21 protein-coding genes and 1 tRNA gene are annotated in these 23213 nt (G+C 68.3%); 13 read left to right on the top strand and 9 right to left on the bottom strand.

Going from position 1 to position 23213, the window contains the following annotated elements:
• Together H623_RS21570 and H623_RS0116305 are read right to left on the bottom strand one after the other, a co-directional pair.
• Positions 1–229, bottom strand: a 229-nt coding sequence (locus tag H623_RS21570; RefSeq protein ID WP_022901997.1) for an IS481 family transposase, incomplete at its 3' end; no start/stop codon positions are given.
• A gap of 117 nt (positions 230–346) precedes the next feature.
• Positions 347–1393 (bottom strand): LacI family DNA-binding transcriptional regulator, encoded by a 1047-nt coding sequence (locus tag H623_RS0116305; RefSeq protein ID WP_022901996.1) that lies wholly within the window; start codon positions 1391–1393, stop codon positions 347–349.
• Positions 1394–1518: 125 nt separating this feature from the next.
• Between H623_RS0116305 and H623_RS0116300 the strand changes: the two genes are divergently transcribed.
• Both H623_RS0116300 and H623_RS0116295 read left to right on the top strand, forming a co-directional pair.
• Complete coding sequence (locus H623_RS0116300) at positions 1519–3522, top strand: aldo/keto reductase (RefSeq protein WP_022901995.1); 2004 nt, start codon at positions 1519–1521, stop codon at positions 3520–3522.
• 531 nt (positions 3523–4053) lie between these two features.
• Positions 4054–4443 (top strand): VOC family protein, encoded by a 390-nt coding sequence (locus H623_RS0116295; RefSeq protein WP_022901994.1) that lies wholly within the window; start codon positions 4054–4056, stop codon positions 4441–4443.
• 225 nt (positions 4444–4668) lie between these two features.
• On the opposite strand, the gene H623_RS22100 is transcribed toward H623_RS0116295, so the two are convergent.
• The 4 genes from H623_RS22100 to H623_RS20580 form a co-directional block, all read right to left on the bottom strand.
• Positions 4669–6555 (bottom strand): beta strand repeat-containing protein, encoded by a 1887-nt coding sequence (locus H623_RS22100; RefSeq protein WP_157561013.1) that lies wholly within the window; start codon positions 6553–6555, stop codon positions 4669–4671.
• A gap of 169 nt (positions 6556–6724) precedes the next feature.
• Positions 6725–7762: a hypothetical protein gene (locus H623_RS0116285; RefSeq protein ID WP_022901992.1), complete on the bottom strand. Its 1038-nt coding sequence runs from the start codon at positions 7760–7762 to the stop codon at positions 6725–6727.
• A gap of 710 nt (positions 7763–8472) precedes the next feature.
• The gene (locus H623_RS0116280; RefSeq protein WP_245559015.1) at positions 8473–8949 is read right to left on the bottom strand and encodes a hypothetical protein; all 477 of its coding nucleotides are present in this window, start codon (positions 8947–8949) and stop codon (positions 8473–8475) included.
• 233 nt (positions 8950–9182) lie between these two features.
• Positions 9183–9797, bottom strand: a complete 615-nt coding sequence (locus tag H623_RS20580; RefSeq protein WP_022901990.1) for an HAD-IA family hydrolase — start codon at positions 9795–9797, stop codon at positions 9183–9185.
• A gap of 189 nt (positions 9798–9986) precedes the next feature.
• Between H623_RS20580 and H623_RS0116270 the strand changes: the two genes are divergently transcribed.
• The 3 genes from H623_RS0116270 to H623_RS0116260 are packed head-to-tail and all read left to right on the top strand — an operon-like array spanning position 9987 to position 12033.
• On the top strand, positions 9987–10433 hold the full coding sequence (locus H623_RS0116270) for a MaoC family dehydratase N-terminal domain-containing protein (RefSeq protein ID WP_026940470.1): 447 nt from the start codon (positions 9987–9989) through the stop codon (positions 10431–10433).
• Complete coding sequence (locus H623_RS0116265; protein WP_022901988.1) at positions 10433–10861, top strand: MaoC family dehydratase; 429 nt, start codon at positions 10433–10435, stop codon at positions 10859–10861. Before H623_RS0116270 ends, H623_RS0116265 begins: the two co-directional genes overlap by 1 nt.
• Positions 10858–12033, top strand: coding sequence for a UDP-N-acetylmuramate dehydrogenase (locus H623_RS0116260; RefSeq protein ID WP_026940469.1), 1176 nt, complete (start codon positions 10858–10860; stop codon positions 12031–12033). Before H623_RS0116265 ends, H623_RS0116260 begins: the two co-directional genes overlap by 4 nt.
• 108 nt (positions 12034–12141) lie before the next feature.
• On the opposite strand, the gene H623_RS0116255 is transcribed toward H623_RS0116260, so the two are convergent.
• Together H623_RS0116255 and H623_RS20575 are read right to left on the bottom strand one after the other, a co-directional pair.
• A complete protein-coding gene (locus H623_RS0116255; RefSeq protein ID WP_157561012.1) occupies positions 12142–12699 on the bottom strand; it encodes a hypothetical protein in 558 nt (185 codons plus the stop codon).
• 77 nt (positions 12700–12776) lie between these two features.
• Complete coding sequence (locus H623_RS20575) at positions 12777–14312, bottom strand: PspC domain-containing protein (RefSeq protein WP_022901985.1); 1536 nt, start codon at positions 14310–14312, stop codon at positions 12777–12779.
• A gap of 114 nt (positions 14313–14426) precedes the next feature.
• Between H623_RS20575 and H623_RS0116245 the strand changes: the two genes are divergently transcribed.
• From H623_RS0116245 to H623_RS0116210, 8 genes are all read left to right on the top strand, one after another.
• Positions 14427–15641 (top strand): ATP-binding protein, encoded by a 1215-nt coding sequence (locus H623_RS0116245; RefSeq protein WP_026940468.1) that lies wholly within the window; start codon positions 14427–14429, stop codon positions 15639–15641.
• Entirely contained in the window at positions 15638–16330 is a 693-nt protein-coding gene (locus H623_RS0116240; protein WP_051143297.1) for a LuxR C-terminal-related transcriptional regulator, read from the top strand. Before H623_RS0116245 ends, H623_RS0116240 begins: the two co-directional genes overlap by 4 nt.
• Before the next feature lie 152 nt (positions 16331–16482).
• A tRNA-Trp gene (locus H623_RS0116235) sits at positions 16483–16555 on the top strand.
• 39 nt (positions 16556–16594) lie between these two features.
• Entirely contained in the window at positions 16595–16867 is a 273-nt protein-coding gene (gene secE / locus H623_RS0116230) for a preprotein translocase subunit SecE (RefSeq protein ID WP_026940466.1), read from the top strand.
• Between the two features lie 90 nt (positions 16868–16957).
• Positions 16958–17947, top strand: coding sequence for a transcription termination/antitermination protein NusG (gene nusG / locus H623_RS0116225; protein ID WP_022901983.1), 990 nt, complete (start codon positions 16958–16960; stop codon positions 17945–17947).
• Between the two features lie 185 nt (positions 17948–18132).
• A complete protein-coding gene (gene rplK / locus H623_RS0116220) occupies positions 18133–18561 on the top strand; it encodes a 50S ribosomal protein L11 (RefSeq protein ID WP_022901982.1) in 429 nt (142 codons plus the stop codon).
• 18 nt (positions 18562–18579) lie between these two features.
• On the top strand, positions 18580–19269 hold the full coding sequence (gene rplA, locus H623_RS0116215) for a 50S ribosomal protein L1 (RefSeq protein WP_022901981.1): 690 nt from the start codon (positions 18580–18582) through the stop codon (positions 19267–19269).
• A gap of 271 nt (positions 19270–19540) precedes the next feature.
• Positions 19541–21547, top strand: a complete 2007-nt coding sequence (locus H623_RS0116210; protein WP_022901980.1) for a S53 family peptidase — start codon at positions 19541–19543, stop codon at positions 21545–21547.
• 102 nt (positions 21548–21649) lie between these two features.
• Here H623_RS0116210 and H623_RS0116205 read toward each other — a convergent pair whose 3' ends face one another.
• Positions 21650–23017 carry an NAD-dependent succinate-semialdehyde dehydrogenase gene (locus H623_RS0116205; RefSeq protein ID WP_022901979.1) on the bottom strand — a complete coding sequence of 456 codons (1368 nt, stop codon included), beginning with the start codon at positions 23015–23017 and terminating at the stop codon, positions 21650–21652.
• Positions 23018–23213 lie beyond the last annotated feature (196 nt).

Raw genomic sequence — 23213 nt, 5'->3', positions numbered from 1 at the left:
GTTTGACCTGGGGCAGTGGCGTCTTCGTCGGCATCGACCGCGGCCTGCTGGACCGATCCGCCATCCCGATCGGCCCTTCCGAGCGCAGTCGGGTTGCCCACTTTCGGGCGGTGACGGGCGAGACCATGAACATCTTCGCCGCGACCGACGGCGGCCACCCGTCCTCGACGATCAAGCGCGCCAGCCGCAGCCGGGCACGCGGAGTCAGGGCAGCATTAGCGTGGGACACGAGGGCCTCCAGGTTCGTGAAGCGGTTGAACTCAATAGCTCCACTTCACAACCGGAGGTCCTCGCCCCTCAACTCCTCAAAGCCAAGTCACCGAAACAACGTCCCTGGACATCACAGCTAGGCGGAGTCGCGCAGCACGAGCGAGTGCTCCACTCGGCGTGAGAGGTGCTCGCCGGACTCGCCGCGCAAGAGCGCAGCCACGAGGTCGACGGCGTGCCGGGCCAGCGCGCGGCGGTCGACGGCCAGCGTGGTGAGACGCGGCGTGACGAGCTCGCCGATGTCGAGCCCGTCGATGCCGATCACCGCCACATCTTGCGGCACGCGGATGCCCGCATGCGCGAATCCGCCGAGCGCCCCGACCGCGAGCAGGTCGTTGAAGCACACCACGGCGTCGATCGGCGAGGGCGACGTCGCGCGCTCGCGGGCCAGCGACCCGGCAGCGGCGAACCCGCCCTCGTGCGTCGCCTCCGCGGTGACACGCCGCGCGGGTGCCAGCCCGACCCCGCTCAGAGCGGCACCGAGCATGCGGAACCGCGTGGACGGCTTCTGCATGGGGTCGATCATCGCGATGCGGCGGCGACCGGTCGCGGCCAGGTGGGCAACGGCATCCCGCATTCCGCCGGCGAAGTCCAGTTCCACCGTCGCGCCGCCGGCAGGGATGTCGTCGAGCAGCACTGTCGGAACCCGGGAGGTCAGGCCCTCGTGAGCCTGGCGGGCGAGGTGGCCGATCACGGCGTCCACCCGGCGCAGCAGGGCGTCGAGACGGTCGTCTCCGTGCGGTCCGCCGAGGTCCGTCATCATCACGGCCCAGTCGTGCTCGGCCGCGAGACGGGTCAGCTCCGAGGCGAGTTCGGGGTAGTACGGGTTGCGAAGGTCGTTGACCACGAACCCGATGGTGACGTCGCCGCCGCGCACGAGCCGCTGCGCAGCGCGGTTGGGTCGGTAGTGGAGAGCGGAGGCGGCATGCTGCACGCGCTGCTTCGTCGCGGCGCTCACGTCGGGGAGGTCGTTCATCGCGCGGGTGACGGTCTGGCGCGAGACGCCGGCGGCCGCGGCCACGTCGTTGATGGTGGCGGGGCGGTTCCTGTCGCGTTCGTGCGCGGCGGCGTCGCCGGATCGGGTTCCGGGTTCATTCGTTCCCCCTGCGCCCCGACCCGTTGCCATGATCCGAATAGTACTGGTAATCTCACTGACCGTGAACGTTCACGGTTTCGAGTCGAGACCGGTCCACTCCTCCTGAACGGCGGGTGCTCGCGCCCGCCCATAGACGACGACGTAAGGAACATCCCATGGCCGAGCCGCTGCAGCACGTTCGCTGGGGCATTGCAGGACCGGGCGGCATCGCCCACCGTTTCGCCGAGCAGCTGCCGCACAGTCGCACCGGTGAGCTGGTCGCGCTGGCCAGCCGCAGCCCAGAGCGCGGACGCGCGTTCGCGGCGGAGTTCGAGAAGGCTCCGGGCGGCATCCGCGTGCACGAGTCGTATGACGACCTGTTCGCCGACCCCGAGGTCGACGCCGTCTACATCTCGACGGTGCACACGCAGCACGTGCGCCTCGCCATCCAGGCACTGGATGCCGGCAAGCACGTGGTCTGCGAGAAACCGCTCTCGGTGGACCACGCCGGTGCCATGGCGGTCGTCGAGGCTGCTCGCCGCAACGGGCGGTACCTGGCCGAGGCCTTCATGTATCGCTTTCACCCGCAGACTCTGTTGCTCGCCCAGCTCGTCGCCGACGGCGCGATCGGCGAGGTGCAACACGTGGATGCCGCGTTCTCGTTCCGCACGAACGCTCCGGCCGACCACCGTCTGATGGATCCGAGTCTGGCCGGCGGAGGCATCCTCGACGTGGGCGGGTATCCGGTCTCGATCTCCCGGCTCGTCGCGGGCGCCGCGACTGGCGCGCTGTTCGCCGACCCGGTGTCGCTCACGGCCAAGGGAACAGTCGGCGCGACGGGCGTGGACGAGTGGGCGACGGCATCCCTCGTCTTCGCTTCGGGCATCACCGCGCACGTCACGTGCGGAGTTCGGGTCGATGATGACAACCGCGTCGTCGTGAGTGGTTCGAACGGGCAGATCATCGTGCCGCAGCCCTGGCTGCCGAGCACCACCGAGCCGACCTTCGTCGAGGTGCGACGCGCCGACGCCGAGCCGGAGCGCATCAGCGTCGATCCCGCGTTCCAGTACGCGCTGCAGGCGGATGCCGTCGCTGAGTACGCCGCCGAGGGACAGAGTCCGAACATGAGCTGGGCCGACACGCTCGGCAATGCCCGTGCGCTCGACCAGTGGCGCGCTGCGATCGGGCTGGAGTATCCGTTCGAAGCCGCGAGCGCGAACATCCCGCCGGCGAGCGGCCACGCGCCGAAGCGGCGCAGCAGCGCCACCATGCCGTACGGGCGCATTCCGGGACTCGACAAAGACGTGTCGCGGCTGGTGATGGGCGTCGACAACCAGACGACGCTCGGCCACGCCACCGCCATGTTCGACGACTTCGTCGAGCGCGGCGGCAACGCGTTCGACACCGCCTACATCTACGGCGGCGGGCTCATGGAGCGACTGCTCGGCCAGTGGGTCGCGAACCGCGGTGTGCGCGACGACGTCGTCATCATCGGCAAGGGTGCACACACTCCGCACTGCGACCCGGAGTCCATCGTGCGTCAGCTCGACGAGACCCTCGACCGTCTGCAGACCGATCACCTCGACCTCTACCTGATGCACCGCGACAACGAAGGCATTCCCGTGGGGGAGTTCGTCGACGTGCTCGACGAGCAGGTCAGGGCCGGGCGCATCCGCGCGTTCGGCGGCTCGAACTGGTCCATCGCCCGGTACCAGGAGGCGCTCGCCTATGCGGACGCCAACGGCAAGCAGCGCTTCTCGGCGCTGAGCGATCACTTCGGTCTGGCGCACGCGCTCGACGTACCGTGGGCGGGATGCCGCTACGTCACCGACGACGCGGATCGCGAGTGGCTCGAGTCCACCGGCACCACCCTGCTGCCGTGGTCGTCGCAGGCCCGTGGGTTCTTCGCCCGGGCCGACCGCGACAACACGAGCGACGAAGAACTGGTGCGCTGCTACTACAGCGACGGCAACTTCGAGCGGCTCGCGCGGGCCCGGCAACTGGCATCCGAGTTGGATGTCGCGCCGACCGCCGTCGCGCTCGCCTACGTTCTCGCGCAGTCGTTCCCGACGTTCCCGCTCTTCGGGCCGCGCAGCATCGAGGAGACCCGCACGTCGATGGCCGGGGTGGATGTCTCGCTCACCAACGAGCAGGTCCGCTGGCTCGACCTGCGCGACTGATCGCGCCCTCCTTCGACTCGCGTCGCTCGGTTCGGGACCCTGGTGGTTCGTGCTCGGCACTTCGGATCGAGCGTCGTGAGTCGAAGGTCGCCGCCGCCCTGCGGCCCGCGAAAAGGGCACGTCATCGGGCATGTTGTGCCTGTCACATTGCTTGACAATGCCTGAGTGCCAGGGCCAAGCTTGCTCTTGGGCCGTTCATTGCTCTTCGTGGGGGCGGTGAGCAAGCGGCCCATTCACAACTCGCCCGCTTACCCCATCCCGCCCGATGAGCCGACAACCTCGGCCCGTCGGGCTGTGTTGTTTTTCGGCCGAGCCCGCCGTTGGTCGCGTCTCCCGGCGCCGTTGCTGCGTCCCCCGGGCACAGCCGCGAGAGGACCGAAGTCTCGGCCATCGAGTTCACGTCGCGCAAATCGGGCGCCCAACTGTCATTTCGGCCCACTTCGTGCGACTTGAGGCGCAGAGCGCGGGCGCGGAATACGCTGAACCGCAACCAGGGCCGAAGGCACGGCAACCAGGACCGAAGGAGAGACCATGTTCAGTGCGATCGACTCGTTCAGCGGCTTCAGCGTGGACGACCTGCAGGCGGCGTGCACCTTCTACAGCACCGCGCTGGGACTGGCGGTCGAGGACGAGGGTGACATGGGCATCCGCATCACGCTGCCGAGCGGCGCGGAGGTGTTCGTATACGCGAAGGCGGACCATGCGCCGGCGTCGTTCACGATCCTCAACTTCGTGGTCGATGACATCGATGCCGCCGTCGACGCGCTCAATGCGGCCGGAGTCGTCACGAAGATCTATTCCGACGCGGAACTCCCGACCGACGCGAAGGGCATCGCCCGTCCGAACAATCCCGAGTGGGGACCGGACATCGCCTGGTTCCGTGATCCAGCGGGCAACGTGCTGTCGGTCATCCAGGCGTGATGGCGGTGTTCGGCTGATTCGGGTGATCTGCACCGTTCCGCAGGACGCGCCGCCTGTCGAGTGCCTATGACGTTCGAGTGGCCGGATGCTCTCGGGAACCGTCGTCTTCCACGCAGACGCCGGGCGAAGGCAGACGCGGGCCGATGAAGGACGCCGGCGGCGGACGCCGGCACAAGCCTCACGGCTGTGCGCCGGCATCCGCCATCGGTGGTGCTCAGCAGACCATCAGGCCCGCAGGGTGCGCCGACGTGCGAACAGCAGCACGCCCGCACCGGCCAGCAGGACGAACAGCGCGGCGAAGAGTCCGCCGAACAGGTTCGACCCCGTGTCGGCCAGCGAGCTCGAGTCGCTGACCACGGCCGCGCTGGACATCGCCACGGGCGTCACAGAGGACGCCGGGATGATGCCGCCCGGGGTTCCCGGCGTACCCGGAGTTCCCGGCGTTCCGGGCGTACCCGGAGTTCCCGGGGTGCCAGGCGTGCCAGGTGTTCCCGGGGTTCCGGGCGTTCCCGGAGTTCCCGGTGTCCCCGGCGTCCCCGGCGTGCCCGGGTCGGACACCGCGGTCGCGCAGCCGCTCGTCGCCGAGTCGCCCACCAGGCCGATGGCGTTGCAGCCCACCGTCACGGGCAGTTGGACGCCGACATCGCCGAGCAGCCCGCCGAGCAGGCCGCCGTTGCCGGAGGTCGTGCCCGCGGTCCCGTCCACGCCGTCGCCGACCGTGGTGGTGGTACCCCTCGTCGCGGCATCGCCGATTCCGCTGATGGAGTTTCCGCTCACGGAGACCGGAACGCCGGCGTTCACGTCGGCGAGCAGCCCGCCGAGCACGCCGCTGTCACCGCTTGTGGATGCCCCGGAGCCGTCGGCCGCACTGGACGGGCTCACCGAGGTGGTCGTGCCCGTCGCGGTGGCGTCGCCGAGCCCGCTGATGGCGTTGCCACCGACTGTGACAGGGACGCTGGCGTCGACGTCTCCGACGAGGCCGCCGAGCACGCTGTCGTCACCCGTCGTGGCACCACCCGGGTCGGACGAGCCGACGCCGGTCGTCGCGCCCGATGCGGTGGAGTCGCCGATCAGGCTGATGGCGTTGCCGCCGGCCGTCACAGGAACGCTCGCGCCGACATCCGCAGCGATGCCGCCCAGAGCGCTGTCGTCGCCGTTGGTGCTGCCGCCTGATCCGTCTGCCGCCGATGAGCCCGAAGGCGCGGTGGAGGCGTGCGAACTGGTCGAGTCGCCGACCAGGCTGATGGCGTTGCCGCCGACGGTGACCGGCGCACTGGCGCCGACATCGGCGAGCAGACCACCGAGCAGGCCGTCATCGCCGCTCGTCGTGCCGCCCGAACCGCCCGAACCGGCCGGCTCCGACGCCACGGCGGTCTGCGGGTCCGATGTGCTGGAGTCGCCCAGCACGCTGATGCCGTTGCCGCTCACCGTGATCGGCGCGTTCACGCCGATCGGCAGCAGAGCGCCGCCGAGCACGCTGTCAGTGCCGCTCGTACTCGCCGTCGCTGCGTCGGCCGCGGTTCCCCCGGTGCTGTTCGACGTGTCCGCCTTGTCGGATGTCGAGTCGCCCAGCACGCTGATGCCGTTGCCGCTCACCGTGATCGGCGCGTTGACCGTGACGGGTGCCCCGAGCCCACCGAGCAGGCTGTCGTCACCGCTGGTCGTCGCCGAGTCGCCCGGCGAGGCGGCCGACGAACCAGATGCCGTCGTCGTCGCGTCGGAGCTCGTCGAGTCCCCGGCCACGCTCACCGCGTTCCCGGAGATGGAGACGGGCACGCTCACCGTCGGTGCGACGACGTCGCCGGAAGCGATTCCGCCGCTGCCCGAGGTGACGGGCGCGGACGCGGTGGACGAGGTATCCGATGCCGAGGCATCCGTGGATGTCGCCGGTGCCGTCGTCGTCCCGCCCGAGAGCGCGTCGCCGAGGCCGCCGATGGCATTGCCCACCAACGAGATGGGTGCGTTCAGGTTGATGCCGAGCACGTCGCCGGAAGCTACTCCGTCGCCGCCGCTCGTGGAGGGCTCGGCGGCGTTCGCCGCGCCGATGCCCGCCAGTGAGAGACCGCCGAGTATGACTGTGAACCACAGCCCCCTCGACACGATTTTATTCATGATGTGACTCCTTGAAAGAGCGTTGCGTCGCTCCCCTTCAGCGCCGGCAGTGCCGTGCTTTCAGCGCCGGCAGTGCCGTTGCGCGCGGGGAGACTCGAGGACCGTCTTCCACCCTCTGGCGTGCAGCATCATCGGATGCCCAGTGCACGTCGGGGCGGAGCGGTCCCGCTCAGTCAGGAGTCGAGTCGGTGTCGTACGTCGGAGTCGAAGGAAGTCTGTCGTCGTTCGCCGAGGTGCCCGCGACGAGCACCGGGACCGAGGCTGGCGCGTTCTCGAGGGACGCGGCAAGGGAGGCGATGCCGCCCGGACCGCTGCCGGAACGTGCCCCCGACGACGTCGAAGAACTGCTGGCCGGCGCGTTCGGCGATCCGGGATCGCCACCCGGACCCACCGGAATGCCGGGCGCTCCGGATGCCATTCCCGGCACGGCGGCACCTCCCGCGGCGACCGCTGCCGACATGCCGGAGAACGCCGCTGCGAAGGTCGCCGTAGACGCCGCGACCGTGCTCGTCGCCGCGCCGGCGACTGTGCCCACGGGGATGTCTGCGCCCGGCTGACCGCCGAACGAACCGCCGTCGTTGGTACCGTCCCCGGGAGTCGTGCCGCTCGGGTCGGACGAGGTGGGACCCGTCGGCCCGAGGATCGTTCCCGTCGTGTTCGAGACGTCGCCGACGACCTGGTCGACGACACCCCCGACAGGGTCGGTGACACCGGAAACCGATCCGAGCGTGGAACTCAAGGTCGAACCCACGACCGGGACCGAACCGGCGACCTGGTCGACCGTCTCGGTGACCGGAGCGAGTGTCTGCGTGACGGAGACCGAACTCGTGACGGAGCCGACGGCATCCGTCACCGGCTGCACGAGGTGCTGCACCGGAGCGGGAAGCGCCTCGGTGACCGGGGCCACCACCGAAGTGACCGTCGAGGTCACGGTGTCGACCGTGTTCGTGACCGGCGTCGTGACGGTGCCGACCAGCGACCCGACGGTGCCGAGAAGCCCGGATCCGGAGCTCGAGGAACTCGACGCGGGCGGCGAGCCCGGCTCATCGGCCGAGGCCGAGTGGGCGCCGAGCGTGAGGCCGAGCAGCACAAGGCCGCCGGCGACGCCGAGCCCGCACAGCAGCAGACGCAGCAGTCGCCGCGGCGGAAGTGCCTCGGCGCGATCCAAAATCGGCCCCCCAATGTACTCGAACCCGAATCGGTACATGAACCCGATTTCGACTGTAGCGATGATCCGAACGATTCGGGAGGGGGTTGCCGTGCCCTAGTCGGGGGACAACGGATGCGCTCACGTGCTCGTGCGCCTCCATCGCGACAAGCCCGTGCGCGCCTCCGCGACACGCCGGTCGCCACCTTTCGCGACACGCCGCCTTTCGAACGGATCCGAGCTGCAGCTGCGGTCGCGATCCGCGGATTGTCGGGGGTCTCGGGTAGCGTTTCGACGACAGTGCGAAAAATTCTCCAAACACAACATGTAGTGGAATGACATCCGTGTGATTCACGTTATATAGTGTGTGAACACCGCACGGGATGGGGTGGCCGGAATCAATGAGGGGCCGGCCGAAACACTCGGAACGTGAGGAAGCGGACCGAGTGAAACCGTTCCGAAAAGCACTACTCAGGGGAGGTCATCATGGACTACGAAAATGACAGCGTCGGCGGCTACGCAGTTCCCGTCGACCCGATGGACCTTCTGCAGTGCGACAGCTGCCAGTAGGCACGCTGCACTGACAGACCTTGAAGCCCCCGGCACGACGCCGGGGGCTTTTCCGTGTCGATTTCGCGTCTCGAGCCGCCCGGTCGGTACACGTGGGCTGTGACGAACACCTCGTCATGGGGCGGCATGAACGACCAGCACCATCGACACCGCACCCGCCGGCCGCGATCCGTCTCCGCAACATGCACGTAAGGGATCCGCTACTGACGCATCTCGGGTACGCGGAAGGCGAACCGGTCTTCGGGTGAGAACAGGTACTCGTCATCGCAGCGGAATCCTCGAAGCCACTGCTGGCCGTCGACCACGCGAAGGTAGAAGCCTCTCGGGAAAGCAACGTCGTCGCTGACCGGCGCGCACGCGACTTTGAGCGCTCCCGTCGGTGATCTGCCCGCCGAGAGCACCGAATCCGGTGCGTTTGCCTGCCACGTCATCATGAGTCTGAGGTACGGGCCGGTGTCGGCAGGGCAGGGTTCGAGCCCGTGCTCGTGTGCCCTGGCGAAGACTTGCGGCAGAGTTGCTCCGGTGCTGAAGCCGAGATCACCTACATTGCGCTCGACGATGCCGACCTCCTCGCGCTGTCGTAGATCGAAGACCGCGTGATTGATCAGAGTTTCGGCGTACGAGTTGAGCAGAACGCCGCGGGAGCGCAGCTCTCCTAACAGTTCGGAGCGTGTCATTCCGCCGACTCGAAGACGCAACGGATTCGTTTCATATCGATGAGGCGGCCGCACGGGGCAAGGGTACTCAGTCGCCTCGGCATCTTCTGCGACTGCGACCAGCAAACCGATCACCTGTTTCGTCAGGGAAGCCGCGTAGAAGAGGCTGTCAGGGGTGGGGACGGCACCATCAACCCAAACCTTCAGGAACTTCGATCCATGGTGATCCGCCTGCGGCTCGTCCGCATGACCAGTCAGCTCGCCAGGAAGTGTTCGATTGCCGCGATCGTCGTCGCGTTATCGCGATGGAGAGTCGCGCGGATTCCGCAGCGTTCCGCCCCTCGGATCGCGCTCTCGTTGTCATCGATAAAGAGGACGTCCTCGGCGGATGCTCCCATTCGCTTGAGAGCGGTCAAGTACGCGTCGGCTTCCGGCTTTGCCACTCCTTGTTCATGGCTGTAGCAGATCGGATCGAAAATCGACGAGAAACTGAAACGTCGCTCTTCCTCTTCACGCGCACCGTCACCGGAGTTCGACAGAATGGCCAACCCGGCCCGACCACCCAGTGACCGCGCGTGATCGAGAAGCTCACCATTCGCTTCGCCGCAGTAGGCATCCCACAACTGCGCCCTCATCGCCGCGACATCAGTGTCATCGGCTTCCAGTGCGGCACCGAACTTTCTCCAGTATTCGTCTGCAACACCGGTCTTTAGCGTCGTGTCGGGTAGAGCGGCCCCATCCAGACGAGCACGTAGGTCTTCGGCTGATAAGCCGAGGCGGGCGCTCCAGCTTCTCTCCAGCGCCTTGGGCCAGCTGTGATCATCGACGATTTCGAGGACGCCACCGACGTCGTAGAGAATCCATTTCATCCGGGCAACCTATCCTGCGCCGCTGCGTGCCCATCCGCCGCCAACGACGTCGGTTTCGAAGTCAAGAAACGCGCATCGGTGTGCGGCAATGCGCATTTATTGACTTTGAGACGGGATGCGGTGGGATCGCGGGGACGAATGGTGGGATGAGGCGGCGGGAGGAAAGAGCGGGATGACAGAATGAAACGCGTGCCAGTGAACCCCGCGATTCAGGGTCGCACCTACCCGCCGACCGCCCCCTATCTCGTCGGACGAGAAAAGGTGCGCGAGTTCGCACGGGCGGTGTTCGCGACCGCTCCCGTCCACTTCGATGTCGAGGCCGCGCGCGCCGCAGGCCATGCGGACGTCGTCGCTCCTCCCACGTTTCCGGTGGTCGTACAGGAGCACACCCTCGAACAGCTGCTCGGCGACGAAGATGCCGGCATCGACTTCTCGCACGTCGTCCACGGCGACCAGCGCTTCGAGTACAGCCGCCCGGTCGTGGCCGGCGACGAGCTGACGGCGCAGCTCACGGTGACGTCGATCAAGTCGCTCGGCGGCAACTCGATGGTGACGGCGGCGACCGAGATCCGTGACGCCGACGGCGGGCACGTGGTGACCACCATTTCCACCCTCGTCGTGCGAGGAGAGGACTGATGCCCGTGATCCCCGACCTTTCTTCTCTCTCCGTCGGCGATGAGGTCGCGCGGGCCGAGCACCGCATCACGCGCGATTCTCTCGTTCGCTACGCCGGGGCATCCGGAGACTTCAACCCCATTCACTACCGCGACGACATTGCGGAGCAGGTCGGCCTGCCGGGCGTGCTCGCGCACGGGATGCTGACCATGGGCATCGCGGTGCAACCGGTCGTCGACTGGGTGGGCGATCCGGCACGCGTCGTCGACTACCAGGTGCGCTTCACCCGTCCCGTGGTTGTGGACCCGATCGAGGGCGCGACCTTGTCACTCACGGCCAAGGTCGGGGTGATCAACGCCGACTCCTCGCGCGTGCGCATCGACATCACGGCGAGTGCCGGCGGGCAGACCGTGCTCGGCAAGGCCCAGGCCTGGGTGTCTCTGGCGTGACGGAAGCGGTGCCGACCTTCGCCGACCTCACGACGATGCGTGTCGGCGGTCCCGCCCCTCACCTCGTGACGGCGACCACCGAGGAGGAGCTCGTCGCCCTCGCCTCGCATGCCTACGCGACGGGAGAGCCGGTGCTGCTGCTCGGCGGAGGCTCGAACACGATCGTCTCCGACGACGGATTCGACGGTGCCGTGATCCGCATCGCGACGAGCGGAATCCAACGGGTCGCGAGCGACGGGCGTCCGGATGCCGTGCGGCTGCGCGTGCAGGCGGGCGAGAGCTGGGACGGGCTCGTGGCGTACGCCGTGCGAAACCGGTGGGCCGGGATCGAGGCGCTGTCTGGCATCCCGGGCAGCGTGGGTGCCGCACCCGTGCAGAACATCGGCGCGTACGGTCAGGAGCTGTCGTCGGTGCTCGTCGCGGTCGACTTCGTGGACGCCGCGACCGGCACCGTACGCCGCCTCACCGCCCCAGACCTCGAGCTCGGGTACCGTACCTCCGTGCTCAAGCGTGGGCTCGACGGGGTCGTCGTCGCGGTCGAGCTCGAGCTGTCTCAGCGGCCCGACGTGGGGGCAGCGCTCGGCGAGCCGATCGCCTACGCCCAGCTCGCGCACGCGTTGGCGGTCGAAGTGGGGACGAGAGTTTCCCTCGGCGAGATGCGACGCACCGTACTGTCGCTGCGGGCGTCCAAGGGGATGGTGCTCGACGACGACGATCCCGACTCGGTGAGCGCCGGCTCGTTCTTCACGAATCCGATCGTGTCGCAGCATTTCGCGCGCACCCTTCCCGCGGATGCCCCGCGCTGGACCCTGGCGCCGGAGGAGCCGGACCTCGTGGCATCCCTCGACGGCGAGTCGGCGGAGGAGAGCGCCGCGGTCGGCCTCCTGGCCGAGGCCGCGGTCGACCGCGAGTTCCGCCGGCGGCGCGCGGAGTCCGAAGGCGTCAAGCTCAGCGCGGCGTGGCTCATCGAGCACTCCGGCATCTCCCGCGGTTTCGGCCTCCCCGGATCGCGGGCCGCCATCTCGAGCAAGCACACGCTCGCGATCACGAACCGCGGCGGGGCATCCGCTGCCGAGATCGCACAGCTCGCGTCGTTCGTGCAGTCGCGCGTGCAGGCGGAGTTCGGAGTCGTGCTACGACCGGAGCCGGTGCTGGTGGGCGTCGAGCTCTGAGGGATTCGAAACAGCACTGGTCCGACGAGAGCGAAGGCACACCCGCAGCCTCGTCGCGCGATCGCCGTCTCGGGAATGAAGGCTTGCCCAGCGCCGGGCAGCGGGGCTCTAGCGCCGAGCAGCGTGACGCTGCGCTCGCCGGATCGCCGACGTGCCCGCGATGAGCAGCACGATGACGCCGAGCGCGACGATGCCGGTCACGGCCCATCCGGCGGGAGTGAGGGATGCCTGCCACGCGTCGAACGTGCTGCGACCGGCATCCGTGCCGTCGACGAGCAGCACGGCCACGGCGAAAGCGAGAACGAGTGCGCCCCACACGATGGCGCCGACGCGCACCCGGGGACGCGGCACGTCCGCGGTCGTGGCGGATGCGGCGAGGCCGGTTGCGGTCGTTCCGGTCGCGAACCGCGAGGATGGCGGCGCCGCCGCCCCGTCCGCGGTCTGAACCGCAGAAACGGGTCCGGTGCCGAAGGGCCAGCCGGATGCATCCGCGCTCGCTGCGGCATGCGTCTGCCGCGATCCGCCGACCGTGTCGTTCAGCACTTCGGTGTCCGCGTCCACGCTGCCGGAGCTCTGATCGGAGGCGTCGTCCTCATCCCTCTGGGTCGCGGGTTCGCGGCCGGTGTCCTCGTCGGCCCGCTCGTCGCGCTGGTCGTTCTCGTTCATCGCCGTTCTTCCTTCGTGCAAGTCGTGATCGTTGATCAGTGGAGGGGTGCCGTCTCGGAGCGCACGGTCGTCGGTCGTCATGCGCTCGGCTCGAAGTACTCGATCGTCACGTTCCCGATGCCCTGCTCGATGCGCACATCGACGTCGGGTGCACCCGACCCGAAGCGGTAGACCCACGCGCCGTCATCCGTCGTCCGAACGGCATCCACGGCGTGGCTGTGCGCATCGTTGTCGAACCGGATGGCATCAATGTCGCCGCCGTGCGAGCGCTGCGTCACCTCGACGCGGGCGCTCACTCCGCTCTGCAGAAGAACGGTGACCGTTCCCAGGCCCTGCACGACATCCGCGCGGTGTTCGCCGACCGTGTCGTACGACAGCTCCGTGCCGCCGATCGGCTGGTAGATCGAAACGTTCTGCGCGTTCCAATACGAAGCCGCAGGAATCGTGAGCACGTGGCCTCGGGGCGGTACGGCCGCGCAGGCGGTGCAGAGGACCAGCACGATCGAGACGAACGTCAGGAACCCGCTGCGCCGCCGCAGGATGCCCGCGGTCACGATCGAGAGCCCGATGATGCCCGTGGCGACCGCCAGCGCGATCGCGACCGTGTAGTCGGCTGCCGGACCGGAAAGTGCGATCGCGGCACCGATGCCGGAAGCGATAAGCGCGGCGCCGAGCGCGATGAAGACGTACGCGGCACTCGTGCGTGGGTTCGCGACCTTCCGCCGGAGCCGCGCGGCCTGGGCCTCGGCGGCGAGCGCCTGCGCCTGCGCCTTGTTATCGGCGGAGCGCTGCTGGCGGATCGCGCGGGCGTCGGCCTGTTGCGCGGTCCATGCGGCGTAGTCGGACTTCCAGGCATCCTGCTGGGCTCGCCATGCGGCGAGGTCGTCGGCGCCCGCGGTCGGCGCACCCGGGGATGTGCTCGTGCTCGCCGCCGTGAACGCGTCGGCCGCTGCGGACGAGGCGGTGGTCGCGTCGGTGGCGCGGCCCGGGTCGGCGGGCGGTGTCGATGCCGGGGCGGCGCTCGCGGAAGCCGAAGACGCGGCGCCGCCACCGGCATCAGTCGGTGAAGTCGATGGGTAATAGGGAGCGGGCCGAGATGGCCTCCGCGATTCGTCGGTGATGCGACCGTTGCGCGCGGCCCAGACGATGACGGCCACGATGAGTGCCACGACGAGCAGTGACCAGAGCACACGGCCGAAGGAGGAGAGCCACGACAGTCCGTCCCAGAACTGGGCGCCCGCCCACCAGAAGCCCTGCGCGAACGGCAGGAACGAGAACAGGGCGATCACGATGATCGCGATGATCGGCGGGTCGAAGGCTCCGCGCAGCAGACGCTCGAGATGGATGTCGCCGTGTGCATCGGGCAGCAGCAGCCAGGCGGCCGCGTACAGCAGGAAGGCCGGGCCGCCGAGCACGGCGATCACGACGGCGATGCCGCGCACGATGATCGGGTCGATGCCGAGCCGGGCAGCGACGCCGCCGCAGACGCCGCCGATCCAGCCGTTCTGACGGATGAGCCCGAGACCGCGCAGCCATCCGAAGAATCGGGCGCCGTTGGTCGGCGCCGATCCGATGTCGGCCGGCTGCTCGGAGTGCGTGGTGTGATCAGGCATGTTTCGATCGTGCCGGAACGACGTGCCGCTCCGCGATGGGGGATGCCCCTGATCCGTCCCTGAGATCCACCCCCGGGAGCGCTCGGCAGGACCTGTCAATGATTGGATGCCTGTATGTCCACGAGCCCGATTCCGCCGCGCGCCCGCGTGCAACGGCCGCCGCTCGCGCGCCCGCGGGAATGCGTGCTCGGCGGCGTCTGCGCGGGCGTCGCGCTGCACTTGGGCTGGAGCGTGCGGGCGACGCGGTGGCTTGCGGCCGGGCTGGCGTTGTGCGGTGGAGCGGGCATCCTGCTCTATGCCTGGCTGTGGGCGATGACCCCGCTCGAGCCTGCAGAGCCCGGCACGCACGGTTTGGTGCATCGTCGCGTCGCCGTTCCGTGGGCGCTCTTCGCGATCGCTGCAGTGCTCGCGCTCGTCGTGTTCTCCCTCGGCGGTGGCTTCCGCGCCGGAGCCGTCGGAGGCAGTGCGCTGGTGCCGCCGCTGACCGGGGTGATCGTCTGCGCCGCGGGCGCCGTCGCCTGGGACCAGCTCGTGGATGCCACTGCACCGCGCACCGAGACCGCCGCCCGTTGGCTGCGTGTCGTCAGCGGCGCACTGCTGGTGGCGGTCGGCGTGCTCGGCCCGCTCGTCTGGGGAGCGGCTGCGCCCGGCTGGGCGTGGGTGCTGTTCGTGATCGCGCTGCTCGCCGGCGCCGGAGTGCTCGCCGGCCCTTGGGCGCTGGGGCTCTGGCGCGAGCTCATCGCCGAGCGTACGAAGCGCGTGCGCGAGGAAGAGCGTGCCGAGCTCGCGGCGCACTTGCACGACTCCGTGTTGCAGACGCTGGCGCTCATCCAGACGCGGGCCGGGGCATCCAGCGAGGTCGCGCGGCTCGCTAGGGCTCAGGAGCGCGAGTTGCGCGACTGGCTCTATTCGGGAGAGCGGCGCATCGACTCCGATCTTGTGACGGACCTGCGCGACACCGCCGCGGTGCTCGAGCTCGACCACGCCGTGCGGTTCGACGTCGTCGCGGTCGGCGAGAGCCGCGAGCGGTCGGGCGGCGAACTGGCGGCGGCAGCACGGGAGGCGATGCTCAACGCGGCCCGCCACGCCGGCGGCGACGTGAGCGTCTACATCGAGAACGCGCGTGACGGCGTCGACGTGTTCGTGCGCGATCGCGGGCCCGGCTTCGCGCTCGACGACGTCCCCGCCGACAGGATGGGAGTGCGGGAGTCGATCATCGGAAGGATGCGTCGTGCGGGCGGGTCGGCATCCGTACGTCCCGGAGCGGGCGGTGCAGGAACCGAGGTGCGGCTGCACCTGGCGTACGACGACGAAGGCGAGGCAGAGTGAACGACGGGGGAGAGGCGGAGATCAGCGTCGATCGCCCGGAGCCGGTCACGGTCGTGATCGTCGACGACCATTCCATCTTCCGCTCGGGGCTGCGAGCCGACCTGGGTGACGGCATCCGGGTCGTGGGGGAAGCGGATGCCGTCGACAGTGCAGTCGAGATCATCACTCGGCTGCATCCCGACGTCGTGCTGCTCGACGTGCATCTGCCCGGTGGGTCCGGGGGAGGCGGCGCCGAGGTGGTGCGCCGTGCCGCACCTGCGGTGCCCGGCACGCGATTCCTCGCGCTCAGCGTCTCGGACTCCGCCGAAGACGTCGTCGCCGTCATCCGGGCGGGCGCGCGCGGCTACATCACCAAGGGCAGCTCGGGCTCCGAGGTGACGCGGGCCGTGTACGCGGTGGCCGGCGGCGACGCCGTGTTCTCGCCGCGCCTGGCGGGATTCGTATTGGATGCCTTCGGTGCCGCGACCGGAGAACAAGCCGAGAGCATCGACGAGCTGGACCGCCTCACGGTGCGCGAGCGCGAGGTGATGCGTCTCATCGCGCGCGGATACTCCTATAAAGAGGTGGCGGGCGAACTGTTCATCTCCGTGAAGACCGTGGAGACGCACGTGTCCGCTGTGCTGCGCAAGCTGCAGCTGTCATCGCGGCACGAGCTGACGGCGTGGGCCCTGGCACGGCGGCTGCTGTGAGCGCTTGCCACGCTTTGCACAAGCGGGCGCGCGTCACCTACACTTGACCGAGGTTGCTGAAATCAGCAAAGCTTTTTTGCGCCTATTTTCTCCCGGGCCCGATGGTCACGGTGTGGGGCTCTGCGTGAAGACGCCGGCGGATTTCTGACCGAAGGGCGGTGGCTCAATTGGTAGAGCAGCGGTCTCCAAAACCGCAGGTTGCAGGTTCGAGTCCTGTCCGCCCTGCAAGTCGGTGCTGTGGCTCCGACCCACGAAAGGTATGAGGTGGCCCGAAAAGTCATCGACGAACCCAGCGAGGACGTCGTCGCGAACGCCAAGAAGGAGCGGGATGCCAAGCGCAACCCGTTCTCTCGGATCGCGTTGTTCATCCGGCAGGTTTTCGGCGAGCTCCGCAAGGTCGTCACGCCGACCCGCACAGAGCTGCTGAGCTACACGGGTGTCGTGCTGGTCTTCGTGATCATCATGATGGCCATCGTGTTCGGGCTCGATCAGTTCTTCGGGTGGCTTGTCATCCTCGTCTTCGGTTCGAACTCCTGACGGCCGCTACGGCCGCGGGGCGAGACGGCCAGGACGAGACGGCGGCGCGGGTCGTACCGCGTAACAACAGGAATGGATTGGGAAAGCTAAGTGTCTGAACGAGAGCGCGACGACGTGGACTGGGCGACCGCTGCCGAGCAGTCGTCGGAGGACGACGAGGCGCAGGAGGGCAGCCGGCTCGCCTCCGAGGAGGAGTCGGTGGACGCGGCTGAGCGCGAGGCGCTGCATGTGACCGATGCCGACGGAAACGACGTCGATCTGGATGCCGTGCTCGATCGCATCGCGCAGACCGCCGACCCCGAGGCTGACGCCGCGGTGGACGACGCACTGGAGATCGACGACGCCAACGAGGCGGAGGCGGCCTTCGAGGCGATCGAAGACGAAGAAGAAGAGGACGGCGAATCCGAGGGATCCGCGGCGGAGGGCGCCGAGCCCGAGGCAGCCGAGCCCGAGGTCGAGGTCGATCCCTACGACGAGTTCAAGCGCGAGCTTCGCATGCTGCCGGGCAAGTGGTACGTCATCCACTCCTACGCGGGCTTCGAGCGCCGTGTGAAGCAGAACCTCGCCAACCGCACGGCATCCATGGGCATGGAGGACTTCATCTTCCAGGCCGAGGTGCCGATGGAAGACGTTGTCGAGATCAAGAACGGCCAGCGCAAGATGGTCAACCGCGTGCGCATCCCCGGCTACGTGCTCGTGCGCATGGATCTCAACGAAGACAGCTGGTCGGTCGTGCGTCACACGCCCGGCGTCACCGGCTTCGTCGGCAACGCGCACAACCCGACGCCGCTGCGCTTCGATGAGGCGTTCAACATGCTGAAGTCGCTCGTACAGGTCGAGCCGGTGGCGACCGGCAAGGCCGCGGCGACGAAGGGCCAGAAGGCCACGACGCACGCGGCTCCGATCGAGGTCGACTTCGAGATCGGCGAGACGATCACCATCAAGGAGGGCTCGTTCGCGGGCCTGCCCGGATCGATCAGCGAGATCAAGCCGGAGAGCGGCAAGCTCACGGTTCTCGTCTCGCTCTTCGAGCGCGAGACGCCGGTCGAGCTCAGCTTCGACCAGGTCACTAAGCAGTAGACGAGCCACTCCTGCTCAGGGCCGGCCGCCATCGGGGCGACCGGCCCTCGTCGTACCTGGGGCCGCTCGGAATCGGGTAAGATTGTGTGGTTTGCGCATTCGCGCAGCCACAACCACGCCCCGGAAAGGCCGGGATCCGTGGGAGAGAGCATGCTCAGGCATCCTCTCGAGGAAAGGAAAGCTAGATGGCACCGAAGAAGAAGGTCACTGGTCTGATCAAGCTTCAGATCAAGGCCGGCGCCGCCAACCCCGCCCCGCCGATCGGCCCGGCGCTGGGTCAGCACGGCGTCAACATCATGGAGTTCTGCAAGGCGTACAACGCCGCGACGGAGTCGCAGCGCGGCAACGTCGTCCCGGTGGAGATCACCGTGTACGAGGACCGCTCGTTCACGTTCGTGCTCAAGACGCCGCCGGCCGCGGAACTCATCAAGAAGGCTGCGGGTGTGGCCAAGGGTTCGGGCGTTCCGCACACCACGAAGGTCGGCAAGATCACTGCCGCTCAGGTGCGCGAGATCGCCGAGCAGAAGCTCGTCGACCTGAACGCGAACGACTTGGATGCCGCATCCAAGATCATCGCGGGCACCGCCCGTTCCATGGGCATCACGGTCGAGTAGGAAAGGTAGGTCAGAACCATGGCACAGAAGTCCAAGGCCTACCGGGCCGCCGCCGCCAAGATCGAGGACGGCAAGCTGTACACCCCCGACGAGGCCGTCGCGCTCGCGCGCGAGACCGGCTCGTCGAAGTTCAATTCCACTGTCGAGGTGGCGCTCAAGCTGGGCGTCGACCCGCGCAAGGCGGACCAGATGGTGCGTGGCACCGTCATCCTTCCGCACGGCACGGGCAAGACCGCCCGCGTCATCGTCTTCGCGACCGGCCCCGCGGCCGAGGCGGCCATCGCCGCCGGCGCGGACGAGGTCGGCGGCGACGAGCTCATCGAGAGGGTTTCGGGAGGCTGGACCGATTTCGACTCCGCAGTCTCGACCCCCGAGCTCATGGGCAAGGTCGGTCGTCTCGGTAAGGTGCTGGGCCCGCGCGGCCTCATGCCGAACCCGAAGACCGGCACCGTGACGCCGGACGTCGCCAAGGCCGTTTCCGACATCAAGGGCGGAAAGATCGAGTTCCGCGTCGACAAGCACGCCAACGTGCACTTCGTCGTGGGCAAGGCGGGCTTCACCGCCGAGCAGCTGTCGGAGAACATCAACACGGCGCTCGAAGAGGTCGTGCGGCTCAAGCCGTCAGCCGCCAAGGGCCGCTACATCCAGAAGGGTGCGGTGTCGACGACGTTCGGCCCGGGCATCCCGCTGGACGTCAACGCGATCTAGCCGATTCTGCGGTTCGACGCAGAGCAGAGAAGGGCCCCGCTTCGGCGGGGCCTTTCGTCGTCTCGTGCCGTCGGCGGTGCGTCGTTCGTGGCCGTTCGCGCCTGGGCTTCGCGCCGCGAATCCCCCTTCTCGCGCGGCAATGCCGTGCCGTTCTCCGCCTATCCGGAGCCGCTCTCCTTATGTCCCCCTTGTGGGGGTCATATGGGCGGGCATAGTGTCCGAATCACGCGCGTCGATCGGGCGGCGCGCGAGTCCAATCGAAGGGAATCGGATGACGACACGGGCCGACCGCCGCGCGCTCACAAGGCGCGCCACGGCCATCCTCGCCGCGGGGGCAAGCATCATCGCTTTGTCCGCCACGGGAATTCCGGCGGCCAACGCCGCCTCGCGCGTCGACTATGCGGGCTCCGTGCCCGCCTGGGCGACGAGCGCCAACGACAGCGGCGCTGCTGCCGCAGACGCCACCGTCGAAGGGGAGCTCTACCTGAACCTGCGCGACGAGAGGGGCGCCGCGAACCTCGCGATCGCCGTCTCGAGTCCGGGCAACCGTCAGTATCGGCATTGGCTCAACCCGCGGCAATGGATCGCGCGCTACTCGCCGACGCAGCACACCTACAACGCCGTGGTGTCGTATCTGAAGCGTCAAGGGCTCACGATCACGGGGACCCCGGACAGCCGCCAGTACGTGGTGTACCGCGGAACGGTGGACCAGCTCGATGCCGCGTTCGGCACGACCCTGCACACCTACTCGCACGACGAGCGCCAGCTGGTCGCTCCGTCGGCCGCGCCGTCACTGCCGGCGGATGTCGGAACATCCGTCAGCGCCGTCAGCATCGACCAGTCGCGCATGCTGACACGGCCGGACTCGATCAAGCAGGGCGACATCGCTTCGACGAGCGGCCCGACGACGCCGCAACGGCAGATGCGTGAGGCCGTGACCCCGACCGTTGACGCGCCGTGCTCCACCTACTGGGGCGAGAACACGGCGACGGTGCCACCGGCCTACAACGGCACCACGTCGTATCCGACCAACATCTGCGGATACGTGCCCAGCCAGATCCGCTCGGCGTACGGCCTGGACACGTGGGAGAAGCGCGGAATCAACGGCCGAGGCCAGACGGTCGCGATCATCGACGCGTACGCGTCTCCGTCGATCGAGTCCGATGTGAACCAGTACTCGACGCAGAACGGCGAGCCGACGCTCGCGCGCGGTCAGTACCGGCAGATCGTGCCGGAGACCAGCCAGTTCAGCGACCAGGAACTCTGCCAAGAGCCCAGCGGCTGGCAGGGTGAGCAGACGCTCGACGTCGAGGCGGTGCACGCCGTCGCGCCGAAGGCGAACATCCTGTACGTCGGCGGATTCAACTGCGGCGGGGGTCTCGACATCGCGATGTCGAAGATTCTCGACAACAAGCTCGCGAACATCGTCAGCAACAGCTACGGCGATGTCGGCGAGGACGTGCCGACCGACGTCATCGCAGGTCAGCAGAATCTGCACATCCAGGCCGCGGCCGAGGGCATCGGGCTCTACTTCTCCAGTGGCGACAACGGCGACGAGGTCGCGAGCCTCGGATACGCGTCGCCGGACTTCCCGGCATCCTCGCCCTACGTCACCTCGGTCGGGGGAACGGCGATCGGCGTCGACCAGAACGGCAAGCTGGCCATGGAGGTCGGCTGGGGCGTGCAGGCCGACGTGATTCAGAAGGATGCCGACGGCTCGCTCTCGTACACCGACCCGCTTCCCGGCTCGCTCTTCGCCGGAGGGGCCGGTGGCGGTGTGAGCGCGGTGAACGCCGAGCCCGCCTACCAGCGGGGCGTCGTCCCGTACTCGCTCTCGCACGGCAAGCGCGTCTCACCGGATCTGTCGGCGCTCGCCGATCCCTACACCGGGTTCGAGATCGGCATCCGTCCGATCATCGACGACACGACGCTCGAGACCGGTGACTACGTCAACGAGACCTACGGCGGCACGTCACTGGCCTCACCGCTGACGGCGGCGCAGATGGCTCTCGCGCAGCAGCTGACGCGCACCACGATCGGGTTCGCGAACCCGACGCTGTACCTGCTCGACCGAGTGTCGCCGTCCTCGTTCCGCGACGTCGCACCCACGAGCCAGCCGGTCGCCGTCGTGTACACGAGCGCGACGAGCGGGCGCTCGTTCCTGATGACGCTCGATCAGGACACGTCGCTGACCACGCAGAAGGGATACGACGACGTGACCGGGCTCGGCGCGGTGTCGTTCGACCTGGCGCACTCACTGGCGAACGGGAGGCACTGACTCTCGCGGAAAGCGCTCGGGGAGGGACCGGTTCGAAGAGCCGGTCCCTCCCTTCTACGTTGTACGCACTTCTACGTCGTGCACCCGTCGAGGTCGTGCGCCTCAGACCACGCGGATCAGCTTCTTGTTGACGAACTCGTCGGTGGCCAGGCGCCCCATTTCACGGCCCGTCCCCGAGCGCTTCACGCCGCCGAACGGCAGCTCCGCGCCATCGGCGAGCACCACGTTGACGAAGACCATGCCGGCGTCGATCTTGTCGGCGACGCGCTGCGCCTGCTCCGGGTCGGTCGTGTACACGTAAGAACCGAGACCGAACGGGATGTCGTTGGCCACCTCGATCGCCTCATCCTCGTTCGCGACCCGGTACACGGAAGCGACAGGGCCGAAGAACTCCTCGCGTCGAGCCGGGTTGTCCTCGGCGATGTCGGTGAGCACGATCGGCGCGAAGAAGTTGCCGTTCCGCTCTCCCGTGGCATGCAGACTCGCGCCGTGAGCGACAGCGCGGTCGAGCTGCTCCTGTAGCCGGTGCGCGGCGGTCGCCGACGAGAGCGGGCCGAGCTTGGAATCCTCGCGAGTCGGGTCGCTCGGCTGCGACTCGGCGAGCTTGGCCGTCAGCTTCGCGACGAACGGCTCGTACAGGTCGTCGACGACGATGAAGCGCTTGGCGGCGTTGCAGGACTGGCCGCTGTTGTCGAGACGGGCGGCGGCGGCATCCTCGGCGACCTTGTCCAGATCATCGGCCGACAGCAGGATGAAGGGGTCTGAGCCGCCCAACTCGAGCGCGACCTTCTTCAGATTGCGACCCGCGATGGCGGCGACCGCCGAACCGGCGCGCTCCGATCCGGTGAGCGAGACGCCCTGCACGCGCGGGTCTGCGATGACCCATTCGACCTGTTCGTTCGTGGCGAAGATGTTGATGTACGCGCCGTCCGGCATGCCGGCGTCCCGGTAGATCTTCTCGATAGCGAGCGCCGATTCCGGGCACTGGGGAGCGTGCTTGAGCAGCACGGAGTTGCCGATGATCAGGCTCGGACCGGCGAAGCGCGCCACCTGGTAATAGGGGAAGTTCCACGGCATGATGCCGAGGATCACACCGAGCGGGCTGTGCCGGATGACCGCCGTGCCCTCGCCGGCGAGCAGGTCGATCGGCTGGTCCTTCAGCAGCTCGGGTGCCGTGTCGGCGTGGTAGCGGTAGATGTCCGCGGCGAAGTCGACCTCGCCGTAGGCCTGCTCGATCGGCTTGCCCATCTCACGCACGATGATCGCGGCGAGCTCGTCGCGCCTCTCGGAATGCAGGTCGCCCACCCGACGGATGATCGCCGCGCGCTCCTCGGGAGTCGTCGTGCGACCCCAGCTGCGGTAGGCGGCATCCGCGCGTGCGATGGCGTCGCGCAGTTCGTCGTCCGTGATCGTGGGGTATTCCTTGACGGTCTCGCCCGTCGCGGGATTGACAACGGCGTAGTCGCTCATCGGAGTCCTTTCTGGCGTCGTCTTCGACGAAGAGTCGCGGATGCCCGTGCGCGAGGCGAGCGGGCGGCGTCGCCTGCTTCAGGCATCCGTTTTCCACCCTAGGTGTGCGATATGGCCCCACGGGAGGCCGCGGCGTCCGGAATAGCGGACGGCACGGCCGATTCGTCCGTACGCGATCGGGCAGGGCGGCGATCCT

This window comes from Humibacter albus DSM 18994 (assembly GCF_000421825.1).
Taxonomy (GTDB): domain Bacteria; phylum Actinomycetota; class Actinomycetes; order Actinomycetales; family Microbacteriaceae; genus Humibacter; species Humibacter albus.
This window is presented reverse-complemented; position numbering and strand designations above follow the sequence as displayed.